Annotated in this window: 20 protein-coding genes; 12 read left to right on the top strand and 8 right to left on the bottom strand. The window is 45.7% G+C overall.

The window, feature by feature from the left end:
* Nucleotides 1–202 precede the first annotated feature (202 nt).
* The 5 genes from OA79_RS13045 to OA79_RS13025 all read left to right on the top strand — a co-directional run bounded on the left by OA79_RS13045 (nt 203) and on the right by OA79_RS13025 (nt 4,034).
* A complete protein-coding gene (locus tag OA79_RS13045) occupies nt 203–778 on the top strand; it encodes a sigma-70 family RNA polymerase sigma factor (protein ID WP_063333677.1) in 576 nt (191 codons plus the stop codon).
* Between the two features lie 6 nt (nt 779–784).
* Nucleotides 785–1,477, top strand: a complete 693-nt coding sequence (locus tag OA79_RS13040) for a ChrR family anti-sigma-E factor (protein ID WP_063333676.1) — start codon at nt 785–787, stop codon at nt 1,475–1,477.
* 169 nt (nt 1,478–1,646) lie between these two features.
* Complete coding sequence (locus OA79_RS13035) at nt 1,647–1,829, top strand: hypothetical protein (RefSeq protein WP_063333675.1); 183 nt, start codon at nt 1,647–1,649, stop codon at nt 1,827–1,829.
* Between the two features lie 112 nt (nt 1,830–1,941).
* A complete protein-coding gene (locus tag OA79_RS13030) occupies nt 1,942–2,148 on the top strand; it encodes a hypothetical protein (protein WP_063333674.1) in 207 nt (68 codons plus the stop codon).
* Nucleotides 2,149–2,324: 176 nt separating this feature from the next.
* Complete coding sequence (locus tag OA79_RS13025; RefSeq protein ID WP_063333673.1) at nt 2,325–4,034, top strand: GNAT family N-acyltransferase; 1,710 nt, start codon at nt 2,325–2,327, stop codon at nt 4,032–4,034.
* Between the two features lie 27 nt (nt 4,035–4,061).
* Here OA79_RS13025 and OA79_RS18250 read toward each other — a convergent pair whose 3' ends face one another.
* Nucleotides 4,062–4,202 (bottom strand): hypothetical protein, encoded by a 141-nt coding sequence (locus OA79_RS18250; protein ID WP_156486273.1) that lies wholly within the window; start codon nt 4,200–4,202, stop codon nt 4,062–4,064.
* Between the two features lie 303 nt (nt 4,203–4,505).
* Between OA79_RS18250 and OA79_RS13020 the strand changes: the two genes are divergently transcribed.
* The 3 genes from OA79_RS13020 to betA all read left to right on the top strand — a co-directional run bounded on the left by OA79_RS13020 (nt 4,506) and on the right by betA (nt 8,264).
* On the top strand, nt 4,506–4,811 hold the full coding sequence (locus tag OA79_RS13020) for an isoamylase early set domain-containing protein (protein ID WP_063333672.1): 306 nt from the start codon (nt 4,506–4,508) through the stop codon (nt 4,809–4,811).
* A gap of 301 nt (nt 4,812–5,112) precedes the next feature.
* Nucleotides 5,113–6,570 (top strand): betaine-aldehyde dehydrogenase, encoded by a 1,458-nt coding sequence (betB, locus tag OA79_RS13015; protein ID WP_063333671.1) that lies wholly within the window; start codon nt 5,113–5,115, stop codon nt 6,568–6,570.
* A 26-nt stretch (nt 6,571–6,596) separates the two neighbouring features.
* On the top strand, nt 6,597–8,264 hold the full coding sequence (gene betA / locus OA79_RS13010) for a choline dehydrogenase (protein WP_063333670.1): 1,668 nt from the start codon (nt 6,597–6,599) through the stop codon (nt 8,262–8,264).
* Nucleotides 8,265–8,374: 110 nt separating this feature from the next.
* Here betA and OA79_RS13005 read toward each other — a convergent pair whose 3' ends face one another.
* Nucleotides 8,375–10,309 (bottom strand): bifunctional 2',3'-cyclic-nucleotide 2'-phosphodiesterase/3'-nucleotidase, encoded by a 1,935-nt coding sequence (locus OA79_RS13005; RefSeq protein ID WP_063333669.1) that lies wholly within the window; start codon nt 10,307–10,309, stop codon nt 8,375–8,377.
* A 203-nt stretch (nt 10,310–10,512) separates the two neighbouring features.
* Nucleotides 10,513–11,190, bottom strand: a complete 678-nt coding sequence (locus tag OA79_RS13000; protein WP_063333668.1) for a zinc metallopeptidase — start codon at nt 11,188–11,190, stop codon at nt 10,513–10,515.
* A gap of 104 nt (nt 11,191–11,294) precedes the next feature.
* On the opposite strand from OA79_RS13000, the gene OA79_RS12995 reads away from it, so the two are divergent.
* Entirely contained in the window at nt 11,295–11,885 is a 591-nt protein-coding gene (locus OA79_RS12995) for a DNA-J related domain-containing protein (RefSeq protein ID WP_063333667.1), read from the top strand.
* Nucleotides 11,886–12,006: 121 nt separating this feature from the next.
* Complete coding sequence (gene mltA, locus OA79_RS12990; RefSeq protein WP_063333666.1) at nt 12,007–13,161, top strand: murein transglycosylase A; 1,155 nt, start codon at nt 12,007–12,009, stop codon at nt 13,159–13,161.
* A gap of 61 nt (nt 13,162–13,222) precedes the next feature.
* Here mltA and OA79_RS12985 read toward each other — a convergent pair whose 3' ends face one another.
* The 5 genes from OA79_RS12985 to OA79_RS12965 form a co-directional block, all read right to left on the bottom strand.
* Entirely contained in the window at nt 13,223–14,257 is a 1,035-nt protein-coding gene (locus OA79_RS12985) for an energy transducer TonB (protein ID WP_063333665.1), read from the bottom strand.
* Entirely contained in the window at nt 14,254–14,685 is a 432-nt protein-coding gene (locus OA79_RS12980; RefSeq protein WP_063333664.1) for an ExbD/TolR family protein, read from the bottom strand. The genes OA79_RS12985 and OA79_RS12980 overlap by 4 nt, the downstream gene beginning before the upstream one ends.
* Nucleotides 14,682–15,110 carry an ExbD/TolR family protein gene (locus tag OA79_RS12975; protein ID WP_063333663.1) on the bottom strand — a complete coding sequence of 143 codons (429 nt, stop codon included), beginning with the start codon at nt 15,108–15,110 and terminating at the stop codon, nt 14,682–14,684. Before OA79_RS12975 ends, OA79_RS12980 begins: the two co-directional genes overlap by 4 nt.
* Nucleotides 15,100–15,777, bottom strand: a complete 678-nt coding sequence (locus tag OA79_RS12970; protein WP_063333662.1) for a MotA/TolQ/ExbB proton channel family protein — start codon at nt 15,775–15,777, stop codon at nt 15,100–15,102. The genes OA79_RS12975 and OA79_RS12970 overlap by 11 nt, the downstream gene beginning before the upstream one ends.
* Before the next feature lie 87 nt (nt 15,778–15,864).
* On the bottom strand, nt 15,865–16,116 hold the full coding sequence (locus OA79_RS12965; RefSeq protein WP_063333661.1) for a hypothetical protein: 252 nt from the start codon (nt 16,114–16,116) through the stop codon (nt 15,865–15,867).
* A gap of 151 nt (nt 16,117–16,267) precedes the next feature.
* Here OA79_RS12965 and OA79_RS18245 point away from each other — a divergent pair, with 151 nt between their 5' ends.
* Both OA79_RS18245 and OA79_RS12960 read left to right on the top strand, forming a co-directional pair.
* Nucleotides 16,268–16,417 (top strand): hypothetical protein, encoded by a 150-nt coding sequence (locus OA79_RS18245; RefSeq protein WP_156486272.1) that lies wholly within the window; start codon nt 16,268–16,270, stop codon nt 16,415–16,417.
* Between the two features lie 15 nt (nt 16,418–16,432).
* On the top strand, nt 16,433–17,323 hold the full coding sequence (locus OA79_RS12960; RefSeq protein ID WP_063333660.1) for an N-acetylmuramidase family protein: 891 nt from the start codon (nt 16,433–16,435) through the stop codon (nt 17,321–17,323).
* The last annotated feature ends 17 nt before the right edge of the window (nt 17,324–17,340 follow it).

Raw genomic sequence — 17,340 nt, 5'->3', positions numbered from 1 at the left:
TACCGTTAAGGACATGATTTTGTCCATCAAAGTTTCAAACGTCGTAAACCGCAAATTGGATCACTTTTTTATTTTAGACATTTTTAAAACAAACAGTGATCCGAAAAAGATATCACGACGTAAAGTTTATATTGAGTGATACACGTATTGAACAATATTCAGATCAGGCCTCGCTGGCCTTTCTCCTGAAGCGGAGTAATAAATGGAAAGCGCAACCAAAATAGAACCAGACAAACAAAGAGTGCAAGACATGTTTGCCATTGCTGAGCAACGGGATCAAGTCGCTTTAGCACGTTTGTTTGATCATTATGCGCCAAAGATTCGCAGTTTTTGTTTGGCCGCCCAGCCAGGCGCGAATTTGATGGCCGATGACATCGCCCAAGAAGTGATGATCCGTATTTGGAATAAAGCGCACACTTATAAACCGGAAGCAGCGTCATTAAACACTTGGGTGTTTACCCTTGCCCGAAACGCTCGGATAGATTATCTGCGCAAGAACAGCCGCTACCAGTCTGATATTGACCCAGAATACCTTTGGCAAAACATTGTTGACGAAAACTCAGATCCGTTTCAGGATGCGCAGCAAAAGCGAGATCAACAAATGATTCAGCAAAGTATTAAAAAGCTGCCAGTTGACCAACGACAAGTTCTGTCAAAAGTGTATTTGGAAGGTAAAACTCATAAAGAAGCCGCGGAGGAGTTATCTCTCCCGCTTGGAACCATAAAATCTAGAGTCCGATTGGCACTCCAGAAACTGACCATTTACGTAAAGAGGTAGTATTTGATGACCCACTACCATCCATCAATAGAAACATTAACAGATTATGCGGCTGGTGCTTTGCCACTGTCACATTCTTTGTGTGTTGCAACCCACTTAGAGCATTGCACTGAGTGTCAGCAACAAGTGAAAAAATTAGAAATGTTGGGGGCCCAGTTGTTTGAACAAAACCACATGCCACCTCAAGAATTAAGACATTTGAAAGATCAATTTTTTGCCAAATTAGAACAGCAAGATACGTCAGCTGACGCGAATCAAACGGCAAAAATCGTTGAACCGATCGAAAACAATGGCTACCAGATTCCCAAAAGCCTGCGTCAGTTTGTTACTAAGAGCTATGATGATCTGACTTGGATGCATTTATCGCCTTCGTTTAAAATCGCCACACTTCATAATGAAGAAGGTGGCGCTCAGATTGCCTTGACGCGAGTGAAAGCTGGCGCTCACATGCCGACTCATACTCATACTGGTGACGAGATTACCCTAGTATTGGAAGGCGCGTTCTCCGACGAAACAGGCATTTACCGACAAGGTGATTTCATTAGTCGTGACGCCCGACACAAGCACAAGCCAATTGTCACCAAAGACGCTGAGTGCATCTGTTTAACAGTGCTAGACGCGCCTATTGAGTTTACCGGCTGGTTTACCCGCCTCTTAAACCCAATTTTACGCCGCTACCACCCTCATACCAGCTTATAGCCCTCGTTCCACGCCTAAAACATTTCTCAAACAGAACGCGAAGGATCGCCTCTGTTTGCGGCTTTTTCTCACCGGCCATTCCGGTGCGGATGTTTTTCATCCACAACAAGAAAAAAATGTGAAACTCTGATATAGTAGTTGCTCAATTAAACAACAAGGACTACCAGTCATGGCAACAAAAAAGAAACAGCCAGCCGCAACGGAAACCTCGGAATCCATCGAAAAACAAATGCAAGAGTTTCTCGCGAAAGGTGGTCAAATTAACAAGATCGATTCGGGTGTAAGTGGCCAATCTCAACTAACCGGATCTCGCCATATTTCACTGGGCAACAGCAAAACAAAAGCACAGTAACACCCTCAGGCTCACGCACATTGCGTGCACAACAACATTGCCTCTTGATCAGTCATGTACTATTCAACGACATTTGTGTGAGCCTGCCCATTTCTATTTGGTTGGATTGATTATGCTAAGTGAAACTGATCGTCAATTTTTCAAGCCATTTTGGCGTCGTGTCGTCGCGACATTAACTTGTGCTGTTTGGGCCAGCATCGAATGGCTCTATGATGAACCCATGTGGGCCAGCTTCGCCGTTTTACTGACCGTCTACTGTGTGTGGAACTTTTTTTATCGCTTCGAAGACGACACAAACGAAGATAACTCCGCTCAATAGCCTTCCCCCTCTTAATATAAAAATACGGCAATAAGAACTGGCGACATCAGAAAGTATGACTTTTTTCTGTTACAAATTGGTCATGATTTCGCCATATTAACGTCACTTCGTTGTCACACCGACACTCTAATCTGAACAATAAATCATCAAAAGTTTATTCAGAACGGAGCGCCATTGTGATACAAGTCGAGCAAATGATTGCCAGTAAATCACCTCAGTTTTTCGACAAAAGTCCACTCATCACTCGCCCAACGCTAAGCCTATTAAAACGCTTGTTTCATGAGAATGAAGTGAACGAGTTTCTTGAGCAAAATGACAGTTGTGCTGGTTTTGAATTCATAGATCGTGTCTTGGATCATTTTAACTTCGGTTACCAAGTCAGCCAGATGGATCGTCGTAATATTCCTGCGGTGGGTCGCGTTATGATCATTGCCAATCACCCTCTTGGTGCTCTAGATGGTTTGGCATTACTGCGTTTAGTCGGTGAAATTCGACCCGATGTTAAAATCGTCGCCAATGATATGTTGATGGGCTTCGACGGCTTAAAAGACTTAGTCTTGCCAGTCGACAACCTCGGGGGCAAAACCGGCCGCCAGCAACTCAAAGCGATTATGAACTGCCTCCATAACGAAGAAGCCATTATTATTTTCCCTGCCGGTGAAGTGTCCCGCATGTCACCCAGCGGCGTGAAAGACCAGAAATGGAATCAGAACTATCTTAAGTTGGCGCAGAAAACCAACAGTCCATTGCTGCCGGTGCACATTGGTGGCCGTAACTCCATGCTGTTTTACACCAGCTCGTTAGTGTATCGCCCGTTATCCACCATTCAACTTGCCAACGAAATGTTTCGCCAGCGCAACCGCAAGATTCCAATGCAAGTGGGTCAAGCCATTCCAATCCAAGAATTGGCGCAATTACCATTGAGTGATAAAGAAAAAAACAAGCTGGTCAAACGTCATCTGTACCGCATTGCCAAAGGCAAGAAGCCATTATTAAAAACCGAAAAAACAGTGGATCACCCGCAAAATCGTCAGTTAATTAAACACGAACTAAAACAGTCTGAGCACCTTGGCAGCACCAAAGACAACAAGCAAATTTACCTATTCGACTACGATGCCGCGTCAGTCACCATGAAGGAAATTGGCCGCTTACGGGAAGTCGCGTTTCGCAAAGTAGGCGAAGGCACGGGAGAACGTTCAGACTTGGACAAGTTCGACCAATATTATCGTCACCTGATTCTGTGGGATGAAGAAGAGTTGGAAATCGTCGGCGCGTATCGTATTGGCGAAGTGGCTCGCTATATGAAAGACGAGTCGAGCAATCGTATCTACAGTGCTGAACTGTTTCGTTATTCATGTGATATGGAACCGTATTTTGAACAAGGCATCGAGCTAGGACGCAGCTTTGTGCAACCAAAATATTGGGGCAAACGCAGTCTGGATTATTTATGGTACGGCATCGGTGCTTATTTAAATCGTCATCCTGAAATTCGTTACATGTTTGGTCCAGTGAGTTTGAGTAATAGTTATCCGCAAGCCGCGAAAGATTTTATTGTGTCTTTTTACCAGCTTTACTTTGCCGATAAAGAACATCTGGCCCGTTCGTTCACGCCATACCAAGTAAATCCTGAGCACAAAGACATCATCCAGAATATGTTTTCGGGTGATAACTACGAGGAAGACTTTAAGGTGCTGAAGGAACAACTTGGTCACTTTGGTGCCAGCGTTCCGACCTTATTCAAGCAATACAGTGAATTATGTGAACCTGGTGGCGTTCGCTTCTTAGACTTTGGTGTGGATGCCGACTTTGGCTACTGTGTAGACGGGTTGGTTTTGGTCGATCTCAACACAGTCAAAGAAGCGAAAAATAAACGCTACCGAGGCTAACAAGACACAATTTACTGTAACACATGACTATTGATGGTGGTCATGGTGATGACGATGATGAACAGAGTGTTCTTGCTCTTCATCTGTTTTTCTCGTCGCCACAAGATAGATGATTTTGGCCACCAGCAATAGACTTAATACGATGAGGACAACCATTTGAATACTCATAAGACACCTCTTCTATTTTTTGTGAGTGCCATTTGAGTATAGTCCGGATATTCCCGCGTAAATGTGAATTTACGTTCTATAATAATTAAGGTGAGTGAAGCCCCACAACAGGGCAATTTTGAAACGATTTGGCGAACGCTGACCCAAAAGCGTCTTAGGCTGAGGCCATACCTCACAGGCTTTTCTATTACCGTTAATGAGTTACCAAAGCTGGCGCAAGCCTTGCTTTATACAGTGTTACCCTCTCAGGCTTTTGCAGTAGCCTTGTTATAGTCTCTCTTGTTAAATCATATGGAGCTGAAAATGATTGAGAAAACCTACCTAAAGACTAAGCCAAAATGCAAAGTGAAATTTTCCTTGCCTGCAGAAACCATTGGTGATGCCAATAAAGTTTCAGTTGTGGGGGATTTTAATAACTGGGACGCAGAAGCCAATCCGCTGAAAAAACAAAAAACCGGTTTGTATGCCTCGACATTAAATTTGGAAGTGGATCACACATACCAATTTCGTTACGTGGCAGACAATGTTCATTGGCTCAACGACGATATGGCGGACGCTTATGTGCCAAGCCCTGTTAGCCATGATAGCAACGGCGTATTAAATCTCTAATATCGCTTATTTCACCGACCAACCTATTACGGTGCCTCAAGATTCCCGCGGAATTGAGGGGCCGTATTTTCTTGCCCTTTATAAGCCAACCTTCCCTACCTTGTCATAAAAACCCACTACACTGTTACAGCGTATTTGAAACGACGCACAATGAACCCTTTACGTCGCTCTCAGTCGACGGGCTGATATTAGTGAGCAAAAATGTTACAATGTTTTTTATTAAACGCGCATTTAATAAAAAATTAATACCTTAGTACGACCAGTAACAAGGCATTGAACCCAATCAAGAGAGGCAAACAACATGGCACACCAGCAGCAATACATTCATGGCCGCTACCATGCATCCACCAGCGGTGAACATTTCGAAACCATCAACCCAGCCACTGGGGAAGTCATCGCAACGGTTGAACATGCTGGACAAGCTGAGCTCGATGCTGCAGTTGAATCTGCCAAACAAGGTCAAAAAGTCTGGGCCGCAATGAGCCCTGTCGAGCGTGGTCGTATCCTTAAGAAAGCCGCCGAAATCTTGCGTGAGCGCAACGAAGAGTTGGCTAAGCTTGAAGTCTTAGACACAGGTAAACCTTTACAAGAAGCCATCTGCGTTGACATTGAAACCGGTGCGGATGTGATCGAATATTACGCGGGTCTGACCGATAAAATTCAAGGCGAATACCAAGATTTAGGCAATGGTAACTTCTTCTATACTCGCCGTGAGCCACTGGGCATTTGTGCCGGCATTGGCGCGTGGAACTACCCTATTCAAATCGCCATGTGGAAATCAGGCCCTGCGCTTGCTGCTGGTAATGCCATGATCTTCAAACCGTCTGAAGAAACCCCACTAACGGCGCTGAAACTAGCAGAGATCTTTACCGAAGCGGGCTTACCGGACGGTGTTTTCAATGTCGTTCAAGGTGATGGTCGAACCGGTCAAATGATTACGAGCCATCCTGAAATCGATAAAGTTTCCTTCACCGGTGAAGTCGGCACAGGTAAAAAAGTGATGACGGCATCCGCTCAAACACTTAAAGAAGTGACCATGGAGCTGGGCGGTAAGTCCCCTATGATCATCTTCCCAGACATGCCAATCGATCAAGCGGTATCGGCTGCTATGCTGGCGAACTTCTATACTCAAGGTGAGGTTTGTACGAACGGCACACGTGTCTTTGTCCATGAAGACATTCTTGAAGCCTTTACCAAAGAACTTAAAGAACGCACTGAAGCCATGATTATCGGCGACCCAATGGACATGGCAACGCAAGTTGGCGCTTTGATCTCGAAAAATCATATGCAGAAAGTCTTAGGTTACATCCAAGCAGCGAAAGACGCTGGCGCGACCTTGCTATGTGGCGGTTACCAAGTAACGGAAAACGGTTTAGACAAAGGCGCGTTTGTCGCACCAACCGTGTTCACCGACTGCACCGACGACATGCCACAAGTAAAAGATGAGATCTTCGGTCCTGTCATGTCCGTCTTGAGTTTTAAAGACGAAGACGAAGCCATTGCTCGTGCTAACGACACTAAAATGGGCTTAGCAGCAGGTGTCTTTACTAAGGACTTCGCTCGCGCTCATCGTGTTATCAATCAAATGCAAGCCGGTATTTGTTGGATTAACGCGTGGGGCGCATCCCCTGCAGAAATGCCGGTTGGTGGTTACAAAGAGTCCGGTATTGGTCGCGAAAACGGCATCGACACGCTTTACCACTACACGCAAAACAAGAGCATCTTTGTCGACCTTAACGACATTCAAAACCCTTATTAAGCAAGACTGAGTAAGCGAGAGAAAGAATGGCAAACGAAACTTACGATTACGTTATTGTCGGTGCAGGCTCCGCAGGCTGTGTACTGGCAGACCGTTTAACAGAAAGCGGTGAACACAAGGTCTTGCTGCTGGAAATGGGTGGCTCAGATAAAAGCATCTTTATCCAAATGCCGACCGCTTTGTCGTACCCAATGAACACAGAAAAGTACGCTTGGCAATTTCATACGGAAAAAGAGCCTGGCCTAGACGGTCGTGAAATGCACTGCCCGCGCGGAAAAGTGTTAGGCGGCTCCTCTTCCATCAATGGCATGGTCTACGTTCGCGGCCATGCCTGTGATTTTGATGAGTGGGAAGAAAATGGCGCCAAAGGCTGGAACTACCAGTCTTGCCTGCCTTACTTCAAAAAAGCCGAATCATGGAAAGGCGGTGCCGACCTATACCGCGGTAGTGAAGGTCCATTGGCCACCAACAATGGCAACGACATGAGTTACAACCCGCTTTATCAAGCTTTTATTGAAGCTGGCAATGAAGCGGGTTATGGCAAAACCGACGATTACAACGGTTATCGTCAAGAAGGCTTTGGTCCAATGCACATGACGGTGAAAAATGGTGTTCGCGCCTCCACCTCCAATGTGTACTTGCGTCGTGCTCTAAAACGCCCAAATCTAACACTGAAAACCGGTGTGCTTAGTCATAAGGTGGTGTTTGAAGGCAAGCGCGCTGTGGGCATTGAATTCAGTAAGAATGGCTCCGTGAGTCAAGTCAAAGCCAACAACGAAGTCATCCTATCCGCCGGTTCAGTCGGCTCACCACAATTGTTGCAATTGTCTGGTGTAGGACCAAAAGACGTGCTTGAGAAAGCAGGTGTGCCTGTGGTTCAAGAACTACCTGGCGTTGGAGAAAACTTACAAGATCACTTGGAAGTCTACTTCCAATACCGCTGTAATCAACCCGTTACCCTAAACGGCAAACTGGATTTGATCAGCAAAGGCCTCATCGGTACTCGCTGGATTTTGTTCAAAGACGGCTTAGGCGCCTCTAACCACTTTGAATCCTGTGGCTTTATTCGCTCTCGTGCTGGCTTGAAATGGCCGAATATTCAATACCACTTCTTGCCTGCCGCAATGCGCTACGATGGTCGTACCGCCTTTGACGGTCACGGCTACCAAGTTCACGTTGGGCCGAATAAACCAGAAAGCCGCGGTAAGTTATGGATTGAATCGGCTGACCCTACGGCCAAGCCACGAATCTTGTTCAACTACATTTCGACTGAACAAGACAAACAGGACTGGCGCGACACCATTCGCTTGAGTCGTGAAATTCTTCAACAGTCTGCACTGGATGACTACCGTGGCGAAGAGATTCAGCCAGGTCTTGATGTGCAAAGTGACGAAGAAATTGATCAGTGGGTAAAAGAGAACGTCGAGAGTGCTTATCACCCATCCTGTACCTGTAAAATGGGCGCCGACAATGACCCAATGGCAGTGCTGGATGAAGCATGTCGCGTACGAGGCGTGGAGAGTTTACGCGTGGTGGATTCGTCCATATTCCCCACCATCACCAATGGTAATTTGAACGCCCCAACCATTATGGTGGCGGAAAAAGCCGCGGAGATCATCCTTGGTAAAGCACCACTGCCTAGCCTAGATGCGCCTGTTTGGATTCACCCTGAATACGAAACCAAGCAGCGGTAATCGCCCCTTCCGATTTGAGCGGAAAAGAGTTCATTAAAAAGCCTAAAGTAATGATTACTTTAGGCTTTTTTTTATGACTTAAGCTTTTCTCTAAAACAACATGAAATGACTTATTTCAGTTCGAAAACCGCAAAACCATCATTGTTCATTGATTGGTAAATCATGTTACTACTCGCAGCTTCTTTGGCTTTAGAAGCCGTAGTGAACAGAACTTTTGCCTTACCAAAATCTGCGAAAGACCAATTATCATCCGCCGCTGGATTAATGGTTTTCTGACTCAACAAGTAGTTCGCCACGACGTCTCGGTTTTTATCGGGTGCATCAATGACGATGGTGTCACCGGACAAGTTAGGGAAACTACCACCACCGCCAGCACGGTAGTTGTTCGTCGCCACAAGGAAGTCGGCCGTCATATCCATTGGTTTACCTTGGAACGTCACATCTAGGATACGGTGCGAATTTGGATTCGCCACCTTGCCTTCTGAGTCGTAACGAGCAGGTTGAGTCACATCAATGCGGTATGAAATACCGTCGATGACATCAAAGTTATAAGTTGGGAAAGACGAGTTGACCAAGTCTTGCGCTGTCTTGGATTTGGCATCAATTTGATTGAACTGACCCGCCGCACGCTCAAGCCATTCCACCACCTGTGCTCCGGTCAACTTCACCACTTTCAAATCGTTTGGATAGATGTACAAATCGCTGACGTTTTTCAGCGCAATGTCACCTTTTGGTACGTCTGTGTAATATTCTGGACCACCGCGACCACCGGCTTTGAAAGGCGCTGCGGCAGACAAAATAGGCAAACCTTCATACGAGGTTCCACGCACAATGTTTTCGACATACCAAACTTGCGCGTTGTTAACGATTTGAATCGATGGATCGTCCTGTACCAAGGCAAAAAAGCTGTTGATATCGGATGTGGACTCACCCACTTTACGACGCATGTACGCTAGCGTGCCTTCATGTTCCGTTTCTACTGCCTTGTTAATAGCGACATCGGCCTCCACCAATGGGATCGTCTTACGACCGTCACGACGGGAAATAGCCCGTACTTCAGCTTTACCATCGGCCACTTTCCAACCGTCACCTGCTGGCTCTAAGGTTAAATCCACCACACCTAGGTGCGATCCCCAAAACCCTGGCATGGTCGCAGGCTTGCCGTAAACTGTGCCTTTTTCGTTATCGACGCCGTCGAATTGAGCAATGGTTTTGTCACCTGGGAACACGCGATGTGAATGACCAAATAAAATGGCATCAATACCATCCACTTTGGCCAAATGATAAGAAGCATGCTCTTCACCTTTCATATAAGGTGAGTTCATCATGCCACTGTGTGGAATGGCAATGATGACATCCGCGCCGTTGGCTTTCATTTCTGGTACGTATTTTTTCGCCGTTTCGACAATGTCTTTGGCGATGACTTTATTCGTCAGATTGTCTTTGTCCCAAGTCATGATCTGTGGCGGCACAAACCCTATATAGCCAATGTTAACGGTTTGTGATTTGCCATCCGAATCAACGAAGGTTTTTGCTTTGATCAAATAAGGCTGGAAGTAAGGTTGATCATTGCTGGCGTCATTGTCACCATCATCTACGTATACGTTTGAACTAATGTATGGAAAGTTGGCACCGTTCAAGCTTTTCATCAAAAAGTCTAAGCCGTAATTGAACTCATGGTTACCTATGTTACCCACATCGTAATCTAATAGGTTCATGGCTTTAAACGCAGGGTGTGTTTCGCCAAAACGCAAGACACGGCCTTTTGCTACGTAATCCCCCAACGGTGTGCCTTGCAACAAATCGCCATTGTCGACCAACACAGAGTTGCTCACTTCAGCTCGGGCCGCTTTGATTAGAGTGGCCACACGGGATAAACCTACCGCATCACTTTGCTTGTCCCCATAGTAATCGTAATCCACTAAATTCATATGAATATCCGTGGTTTCCATTACTCGTAAGTCAATGGTAGAAGCCTGCGCTAAGGAAGCAAAGGCTAAAGAAGAAGCCAAAAAAGCCGCCTTCTTAGATAGGTCAAACGTCATGTTAGTACTCCATCGAGATTAAAAAAATCAATACTTACCAAATAGTCAGTTTTTTGATCATAAAACGAAAAGATGATGAATTCATGAGTTTTTTGTGACAAGGCGGGAAAAATATCAAATTAGTGATACATATAGGTGCCAAAGTTAACTGTCTAGCACATTTCGTATATTTGATTTACGCCTGCTTTGCTGTAAACGAAACATTAACGTCTAAACCAACGCCATACAAAGAGTATGCGCATTAACGCCGCAGCCACGTAAGTCATGGCACAAGCGGTCAGAATGCGTTTGATTTTGGGTAAGTCTTCGGCGTGAACATAATTCCCTTCCGCCAAGATAGGTAAGGCTTTCTTGAAACTGGCGTCCCACTCTTCCGGTAACATGGCCAAGTGCACAAACACCGCCAATAAACCAGATAAGCCCACCACAGCCGCATGCAGAGGCACCGCATAAGGCAAATGCAACAAGACGGAAATCACAGGCCAGCCGAGTAACAGAGCGCCTGCAATGCGGTTTAAGCCGTGAGCCAAGGGCAAATAACGTGAACTCAAATGAGATATAGGTTGTTTCTTCTCATGGGCGATCGCATGGCCTACCTCATGAGCCGCCACTGCCACGGCGGTCAAAGAGCGTCCATTGAATACGCTTGGACTAAGACGCACCGCGTGTTGTTTAAAGTCAAAATGATCACGGCCTTCTTGTGTGGTTTCAACCGCCACTCGCGGCAACTCAAACCGCGTCACCAAATGCTCGGCCAATTCCCCTCCAGTCCCCGGGATATCGCCACGTTCTTGCGCATAACGCTTCAAGGTGTACTTAACCCAAAGGTTGGGGCCAAGGATCAACACCAAAGCCAAAATAACCAGTAAAACCCACAACATACTTTTGCCTTTTTATCTGAAAACCGTCACCCTGTCGTAAAGCGTTTGGCGCTTTCGCCTTGCATCACATACACTGTCAGTAACCAGCACTACGCGAGACGATCATGAACAATCCGCTTATCGCCCCCATTCTTACCATGCTAAAAGCACAGCCTCACGGTCTAAAAGAGTTTGATATTCTCAAGTCTTTGCAGGGGCAGTTCCCTGAGTTCAGCCAATTAGCCGATGATACAAACCTACAACTGTTTCGTCAGCATTTCTTAATCATGAACGCGTTATACCAGTTGCAAAGCCAACTCTGGCAAGAAGACAACCTCATGTTAAGTATAGAAGCCACTCAGATTCGCCTGCTAAGTGCAAAGCATCTGTCTTCTTCCAATACGACCAGTGTTAATAATAGCCCAGATGCCAAGCTTGCGGCCTATTACCTTGACTGGAATGAATACGAAAAAACCGACGAAGCGGATGTAGTCCGCTTGCTCGACAGCTTTTATAACGGTGTTTGCCACTCTGGTGACCGACGCTCCGCATTAAAAACCTTGGAGCTAACAGAAGAGAATCCAAGTAAAGGCCGTATTAAGCAACAATATCGTAAGCTCGCGCAACAATACCACCCAGACCGAGGTGGCGATCAAGCAATCTTCATTAGCCTTCGCGAAGCGTATGAACAATTGATGCTGCAGGCACACATCTAAGTGTAAAAAGCACGCTAAAACATTGCTTTCATTGGCGTAAAAATTCAAGATAAAGTGTCGCTGTCATTCGCGCCATTGTTTGAATGACCTACATCTAACATCGAATAATAAGTTGAATATTATGCCTATATTGCGTTTTTTACATGGATCTCGTCTACTTTTACGCCCTTTCTGTTTCGCTAGCTTCTCCTTGATTGCCGCTTGTAGCTTTAACGAAATCGATCATTCCAATGACTTTGAAAATAATGGTCGCGACGTCACAGCATTGAAGCGAGATCAATTGTATTTAAAAGAAAGTCTGCCACCTGGTTTACCTTACCCTGATGACAGTTTTCGTGAAGGACTGACTCAACAACAAACCTACTTAAATCGCTTATCAGAACGACAGTTCCAACTGGACAACACAGCAGTGGATTTGGCAGATCTCAAACATGTGGCTTATGAAATCTCTTTGTGGCTAGACAACCCTAAATACACTCCTCATCTGGTTGCTCATCAACTGGCGGGGCAAGATCAACGAGGCAATGTGCAGATCACAGGGTATTACGTTCCGGTGATGCCCGTTCGTCATTTACCAGACGAAGCGTACCGCTACCCTTTGTACCGTAAACCCACACAAACCAACGCCGAAGGTCGTTATCCATCCCGAGAAGACATTGACTTTGAAAGTGCCCTTGCAGGTCAAGATTTAGAAATCGCTTACACTGCCGATTTAGTCGACAACTTCTTTTTGCATGTACAAGGATCAGGGGTGATCGAATACGAGGATGGCGAACAGAAGTTGTTATCTTGGGGTGGGGTGAATGGTCACCCTTATCGCAGCATTGGCAAAGAATTGATCGAACGAGGGGAAATAGACCGAGCCGATATTTCGGCACAAAGCATTCGCCAGTGGCTAGAGGAACACCCTCACAGAATGCGTGAAATCCTCTCCACTAACCCTAGCTATTTGTTCTTTAGCGAAGGGCTGGAAAAACCCGTTGGTGCAGCCAACGTACCGCTGACGCCATTATATTCAGCAGCGGTCGATCCTAGCGTCATTCCTTTGGGCTCAATCTTATTAGCGCAAGTGCCAAAGCTGGATCAAGCAGGTGAACTCATCGGTCACGAATTTCGCTTACTGTTAGCGCAAGACAAAGGCGGAGCCATTAAAGGCTCAGGTCATATCGACTGGTATCAGGGCATCGGAGAAGAAGCTCATCGACTAGCAGGCCAACTGAAACACTTTGGTAAAGTCTGGTTATTATTACCATCATCCAATCCACCGTCACATTAAATTAAGCCATTAAAAATGCCGCGACTCTTACCGCCGCGGCATTTGATGAGCCAATTATAAGCTATCTTAAATCACTCAATTTAAAGGACACCGGAATGTTAATTTTCAATTCCGTTTCAGCCATGTCTTTAGGAAATTTGGGCAATGGCGTGGCGTTGCGAATCATCTTCATCACGGCTTTATCCAAACGCTTATAGCCGGAACTTTTGGTAATCTGTACATCTGACACAGAACCATCGGCATAAGCAATAAAAGACAAAGACACCACCCCTTCTTCGTTACGTCGACGCGATTGTCTTGGGTAACGTTTATTCTTCGCCAAAACGGCTTTCAGCTTGGAGAAGTAAGTCGCTTTTGCACCTGGATTACCGCCGGTTGTCGCAGCGTTACTACTGCCAGTTGTCGCCTTCATATTCGCCATAGAAGGAGGAGCTACTTTTTTAGGTGGTGCCTTTACCACTTTCTGAACGGGTTTTGGCTCTGGTTTTGGCTCTGGTTTTGGCTCTGGTTTTGGCTCTGGTTTTGGCTCTGGTTTTGGCTCTGGTTTTGGCTCTGGTTTTGGCTCAGGTTTTGGTTCTGACTCAGGTTCTGGCTCTGGCTCTGGCTCTGGCTCTGGCTCTGGCTCAACCTTTTCCACTTCAATTGGAGAGTCTTGTTTTATCTCAACGGGTTCTGGTTCAACAATTGGCTCAGGTTCAATGATTGGCTCAGGCTCAACGATTGGTTCAGGTTCAATGATTGGCTCTGGCTCTGGCTCTGGCTCTGGCTCTGGCTCTGGCTCTGGCTCTGGCTCTGGCTCTGGCTCTGGCTCTGGCTCTGGCTCTGGCTCTGGCTCTGGTTCTGGTTCTGGTTCTGGTTCTGGTTCAACTTCAGGTTCTTTAATCGGTTCTTCAACTTCCTCAACCTCTTCTTGAGCAAGAGTCGTTTGCGCCGCCACCCCTAAATCGCCCATCATCCCTAGATCAAACTCTATGCCTTGAACACCCGCTGTTTGACTTCCTTCAGAGTCATTACTGTAAAAAGCAAAATAAAACGCCCCAGCATGAACTGAGATGGCCAAACCGCCAGCGACAAACCAATGACGTGCAGAGATCATGGTGTGCCTCGCTCTAACTGAGTCGCCAAACTTACTTTGGTTAATCCGGCTTGTCGAACTTGATCAAACACAGGTCGCAGTTTTTCTAGCGGAATGCTGCCATCGGCTTTAATTTGTACCCAAAAAGCGTTTTTATCTTCTGTTTTTTCAAACTCACGCTCCAGATAGCCTTTCACATCGGCTATCTGAAACACGTCATCTTCCACATAAAGCTCATTATTTAAACCGACAAAGATCGCCACACTGGGGTCCGTTTCAGCACGGTTATCATTTATGGATTCTGGCGGAATAACGGCAATTGGATCGGCTTTTTGAATTTGTCCAGCCACCATAAAGAAGACCAACATAAGAAATACCACATTGATCAAAGGCACCATATTATCGTCATTGGAGGCATTTCGAGCGGCGTACTTTTCTCCTATTTTCATTCTGAGGAGCTCTCCGGCATAGCAAAAGCATTGGCAATAGAAACGGTATTGGCACCGTTTTCTTTCAGACGATCAGCCAGCTTCATTAAGGACTGCAACGTCACACCGTCTTCCGCCTTAATAATGAAAACACCCTCATTATTCTCTTCCACTAGAGACTGAAAAGCCGTTTGGTCGGATAAACTGATAGATCGATCCGCTAACCAAACTTGGTTGTCGTTCAGCTTAAGAGTCAAAATCAGGTTGTCACTTTCAGTCTCAGGTTTTGGCGTATCGGACGCCACAGACAATGGTGTGTCGACAATGCGCCAAGGGACAAAACTGGACGTCAACATGAAAAACAACAGCAAGATAAACACCACATCAATTAAAGGGGTTAAACTGATGGCATTCTTGCGTTTTGGCTGAGTCAGCTTAAGCGGCATGAAGGATCTCTTTTTCAGCTTCTTCCACCAACTCTTTTGCCTTTGGGCTGGTGAAAACCTGAGTCACCGCATCATTCATATTATGCGCGATACGCTCTACTTTTCGCTCCAACCAACTGTGTAAAGTCACGACAGGAATCGCAACAGCCAAACCAACCGCGGTGGTTAATAGTGCCTGCCAAATGCCGCCAGATAACACTGACGGATCAACCTGATTGCCAGCCCCTTCCATTTGCTGGAACGCCGTGATCATACCTAATACTGTACCAAGCAAACCCAGCAATGGGCTCAGTGTCGCGATGATTTCTAAAGGTCGTAGAAAAGAACGTAATTGACTCAATAGATTCATGGCGCGGCGCTCCACTTCCTCGCGAATCAAATCCGCGGTCGTAGAACCATTAACCAAGGCCTCCATTGAATAAGCCACTAGACTATCAATTGGACGCTTTTGCTCCAATTTTTCCAACGCTCCCTCAACATTCTTGTTACGCCATTCGGCAAGCGCCAAATTGGTTGTTTTTAAACTTTCAGCACGCAAAGAAGAAAACTGCCAAAGTTTAAGCAACACGATCGTCAGCGCAACGACAGAAAACGCCATCAAAATCCAAACAACGGGACCACCGACTTGTAAGAAATCAACTATTTTCTGCTGAATTGAATCTTCCACAATACTCTCCAAGTGAGTAAAAACATGATCTCAAATGGTATTCATTCTCAACCACATTTTCAATAGAGGAATTGTGGAAGTCTGAGATTAATTCGACTTAACGTCGTGTTGTTTGCCGTCAAACTGCTTTGTACGAGTTAAGGCCGAGTTTGAACCCACAAACTGGCATAACTCTTTGATCAAATGAACACAATTGCCTTTGCGCACTTCCATCTCAAAGTCATCTTGCATAATGCCCATGTCTTTACGTAACTCATGAGATAAAGAAGCCAGTTTCCTGCGTGACCAATAACGCTGAAAACACCATGAAACGTGCTGTATTAATGCAATCATAATCATATCTAAGCCCTCACCAAATTTACGACCTGAGAGGTAATCATAGAGGTATCGATCACCTATCTATAGAGGCAGGTAGGTGCTTTCTTAAACAGACAGAAGGCCATACAGACAATCTGTATGGTCAATTTCAAAGTGCGCTGTGTGGTTACGAATGCGCTCTTCAACACCTGATACCGCGCAAAACGCCTTCTCCTATCGCTTCGGTCCATTCAATGTCATTCATTTGCCCGAAGAATACATAGCTCAGCCCAATAAACCGCCTACGAACCTAATTACTATTTTAGCGTCACCTCACCTTTAAATATGGAGAAGAAGCATGTCAAAACTCACTCTTTCATCGTCTGTCGGTATTGGTGGTGAAAACCAAACCGACGATGTACTCGTCGTACAAAAAGCCTTAAATGCTATTTATGAAAAAATTGAACTTAGCGAGCCCCTCGCAGAAGATGGCGAAATTGGCGAGGATGAAACAGACTCACCAACCTGCCAAGCTATTACCTTACTGCAACGTCACCTACTGGGATTTAAAAATCCGGATGCATTAATCAGCTGTAATGGCATGACTCATAAAGCATTGAAAAAAGCACTAGTAGAGTCCGAGCCAATACTCAGTATGTTTTTACCCAAAATTGTGCCTGATAAGGATCTAAAAGAAGCAGACTTTGAGCAAGCCGCAGAATTATTGAGCTGTGATGTTGCTGCCATCAAAGCCGTGTCAGAAGTCGAATCCTCTGGCAGTGGTTACTTTAAAAATAATGCGCCTTGCATCCTGTTTGAGGCCCATCAATTTTCCAAATACAGCCATCATCGCTTTGACGAATCGCACCCCGACATTTCGTCACCAAAATGGGACAGATCTTTGTATGTTGGCGGTGAAAAAGAATATGAACGCCTGCAAAAAGCCATGGAGCTTGACCGTTCGGCCGCCCTTAAATCGGCGTCTTTTGGACGCTATCAAATTATGGGGTTTAACCACGAAGCCGCAGGCTACGAAGACGTCGAAAGCTTTGTTAGCGATATGTTTTTTGCCGAACGCCATCACCTGATCGCCTTCGTCCACTTTATTAAATCTAACAATCGCTTGCTTGAGGCCATCCAAAACCTAGATTGGTCAACATTTGCTCGTTACTACAATGGTCCTAGCTACGCTGAAAACCATTATGACGAAAAACTGCAATCCGCTTATGAAAAGCATAACGCAGAATAATAGCGAACCAGAGTCAC

The sequence above is a fragment of the Marinomonas sp. TW1 genome (genome assembly GCF_001625355.1).
Lineage (GTDB): Bacteria > Pseudomonadota > Gammaproteobacteria > Pseudomonadales > Marinomonadaceae > Marinomonas.
The sequence above is the reverse complement of the archived record's forward strand: the minus strand, read 5'-3'. Positions and strand labels throughout refer to the sequence as shown.

What these genes read in the sequence shown, in the direction of transcription:
- OA79_RS13045 (WP_063333677.1), top strand. Translation starts at nt 203, where the DNA reads ATGGAAAGCGCAACCAAAATAGAACCAGACAAACAAAGAGTGCAAGAC.
- OA79_RS13040 (WP_063333676.1), top strand. Translation starts at nt 785, where the DNA reads ATGACCCACTACCATCCATCAATAGAAACATTAACAGATTATGCGGCT.
- OA79_RS13035 (WP_063333675.1), top strand. Translation starts at nt 1,647, where the DNA reads ATGGCAACAAAAAAGAAACAGCCAGCCGCAACGGAAACCTCGGAATCC.
- OA79_RS13030 (WP_063333674.1), top strand. Translation starts at nt 1,942, where the DNA reads ATGCTAAGTGAAACTGATCGTCAATTTTTCAAGCCATTTTGGCGTCGT.
- OA79_RS18250 (WP_156486273.1), bottom strand. Translation starts at nt 4,202, where the DNA reads ATGAGTATTCAAATGGTTGTCCTCATCGTATTAAGTCTATTGCTGGTG.
- OA79_RS13020 (WP_063333672.1), top strand. Translation starts at nt 4,506, where the DNA reads ATGATTGAGAAAACCTACCTAAAGACTAAGCCAAAATGCAAAGTGAAA.
- betB (WP_063333671.1), top strand. Translation starts at nt 5,113, where the DNA reads ATGGCACACCAGCAGCAATACATTCATGGCCGCTACCATGCATCCACC.
- betA (WP_063333670.1), top strand. Translation starts at nt 6,597, where the DNA reads ATGGCAAACGAAACTTACGATTACGTTATTGTCGGTGCAGGCTCCGCA.
- OA79_RS13005 (WP_063333669.1), bottom strand. Translation starts at nt 10,309, where the DNA reads ATGACGTTTGACCTATCTAAGAAGGCGGCTTTTTTGGCTTCTTCTTTA.
- OA79_RS13000 (WP_063333668.1), bottom strand. Translation starts at nt 11,190, where the DNA reads ATGTTGTGGGTTTTACTGGTTATTTTGGCTTTGGTGTTGATCCTTGGC.
- OA79_RS12995 (WP_063333667.1), top strand. Translation starts at nt 11,295, where the DNA reads ATGAACAATCCGCTTATCGCCCCCATTCTTACCATGCTAAAAGCACAG.
- mltA (WP_063333666.1), top strand. Translation starts at nt 12,007, where the DNA reads ATGCCTATATTGCGTTTTTTACATGGATCTCGTCTACTTTTACGCCCT.
- OA79_RS12985 (WP_063333665.1), bottom strand. Translation starts at nt 14,257, where the DNA reads ATGATCTCTGCACGTCATTGGTTTGTCGCTGGCGGTTTGGCCATCTCA.
- OA79_RS12980 (WP_063333664.1), bottom strand. Translation starts at nt 14,685, where the DNA reads ATGAAAATAGGAGAAAAGTACGCCGCTCGAAATGCCTCCAATGACGAT.
- OA79_RS12975 (WP_063333663.1), bottom strand. Translation starts at nt 15,110, where the DNA reads ATGCCGCTTAAGCTGACTCAGCCAAAACGCAAGAATGCCATCAGTTTA.
- OA79_RS12965 (WP_063333661.1), bottom strand. Translation starts at nt 16,116, where the DNA reads ATGATTATGATTGCATTAATACAGCACGTTTCATGGTGTTTTCAGCGT.
- OA79_RS18245 (WP_156486272.1), top strand. Translation starts at nt 16,268, where the DNA reads ATGCGCTCTTCAACACCTGATACCGCGCAAAACGCCTTCTCCTATCGC.
- OA79_RS12960 (WP_063333660.1), top strand. Translation starts at nt 16,433, where the DNA reads ATGTCAAAACTCACTCTTTCATCGTCTGTCGGTATTGGTGGTGAAAAC.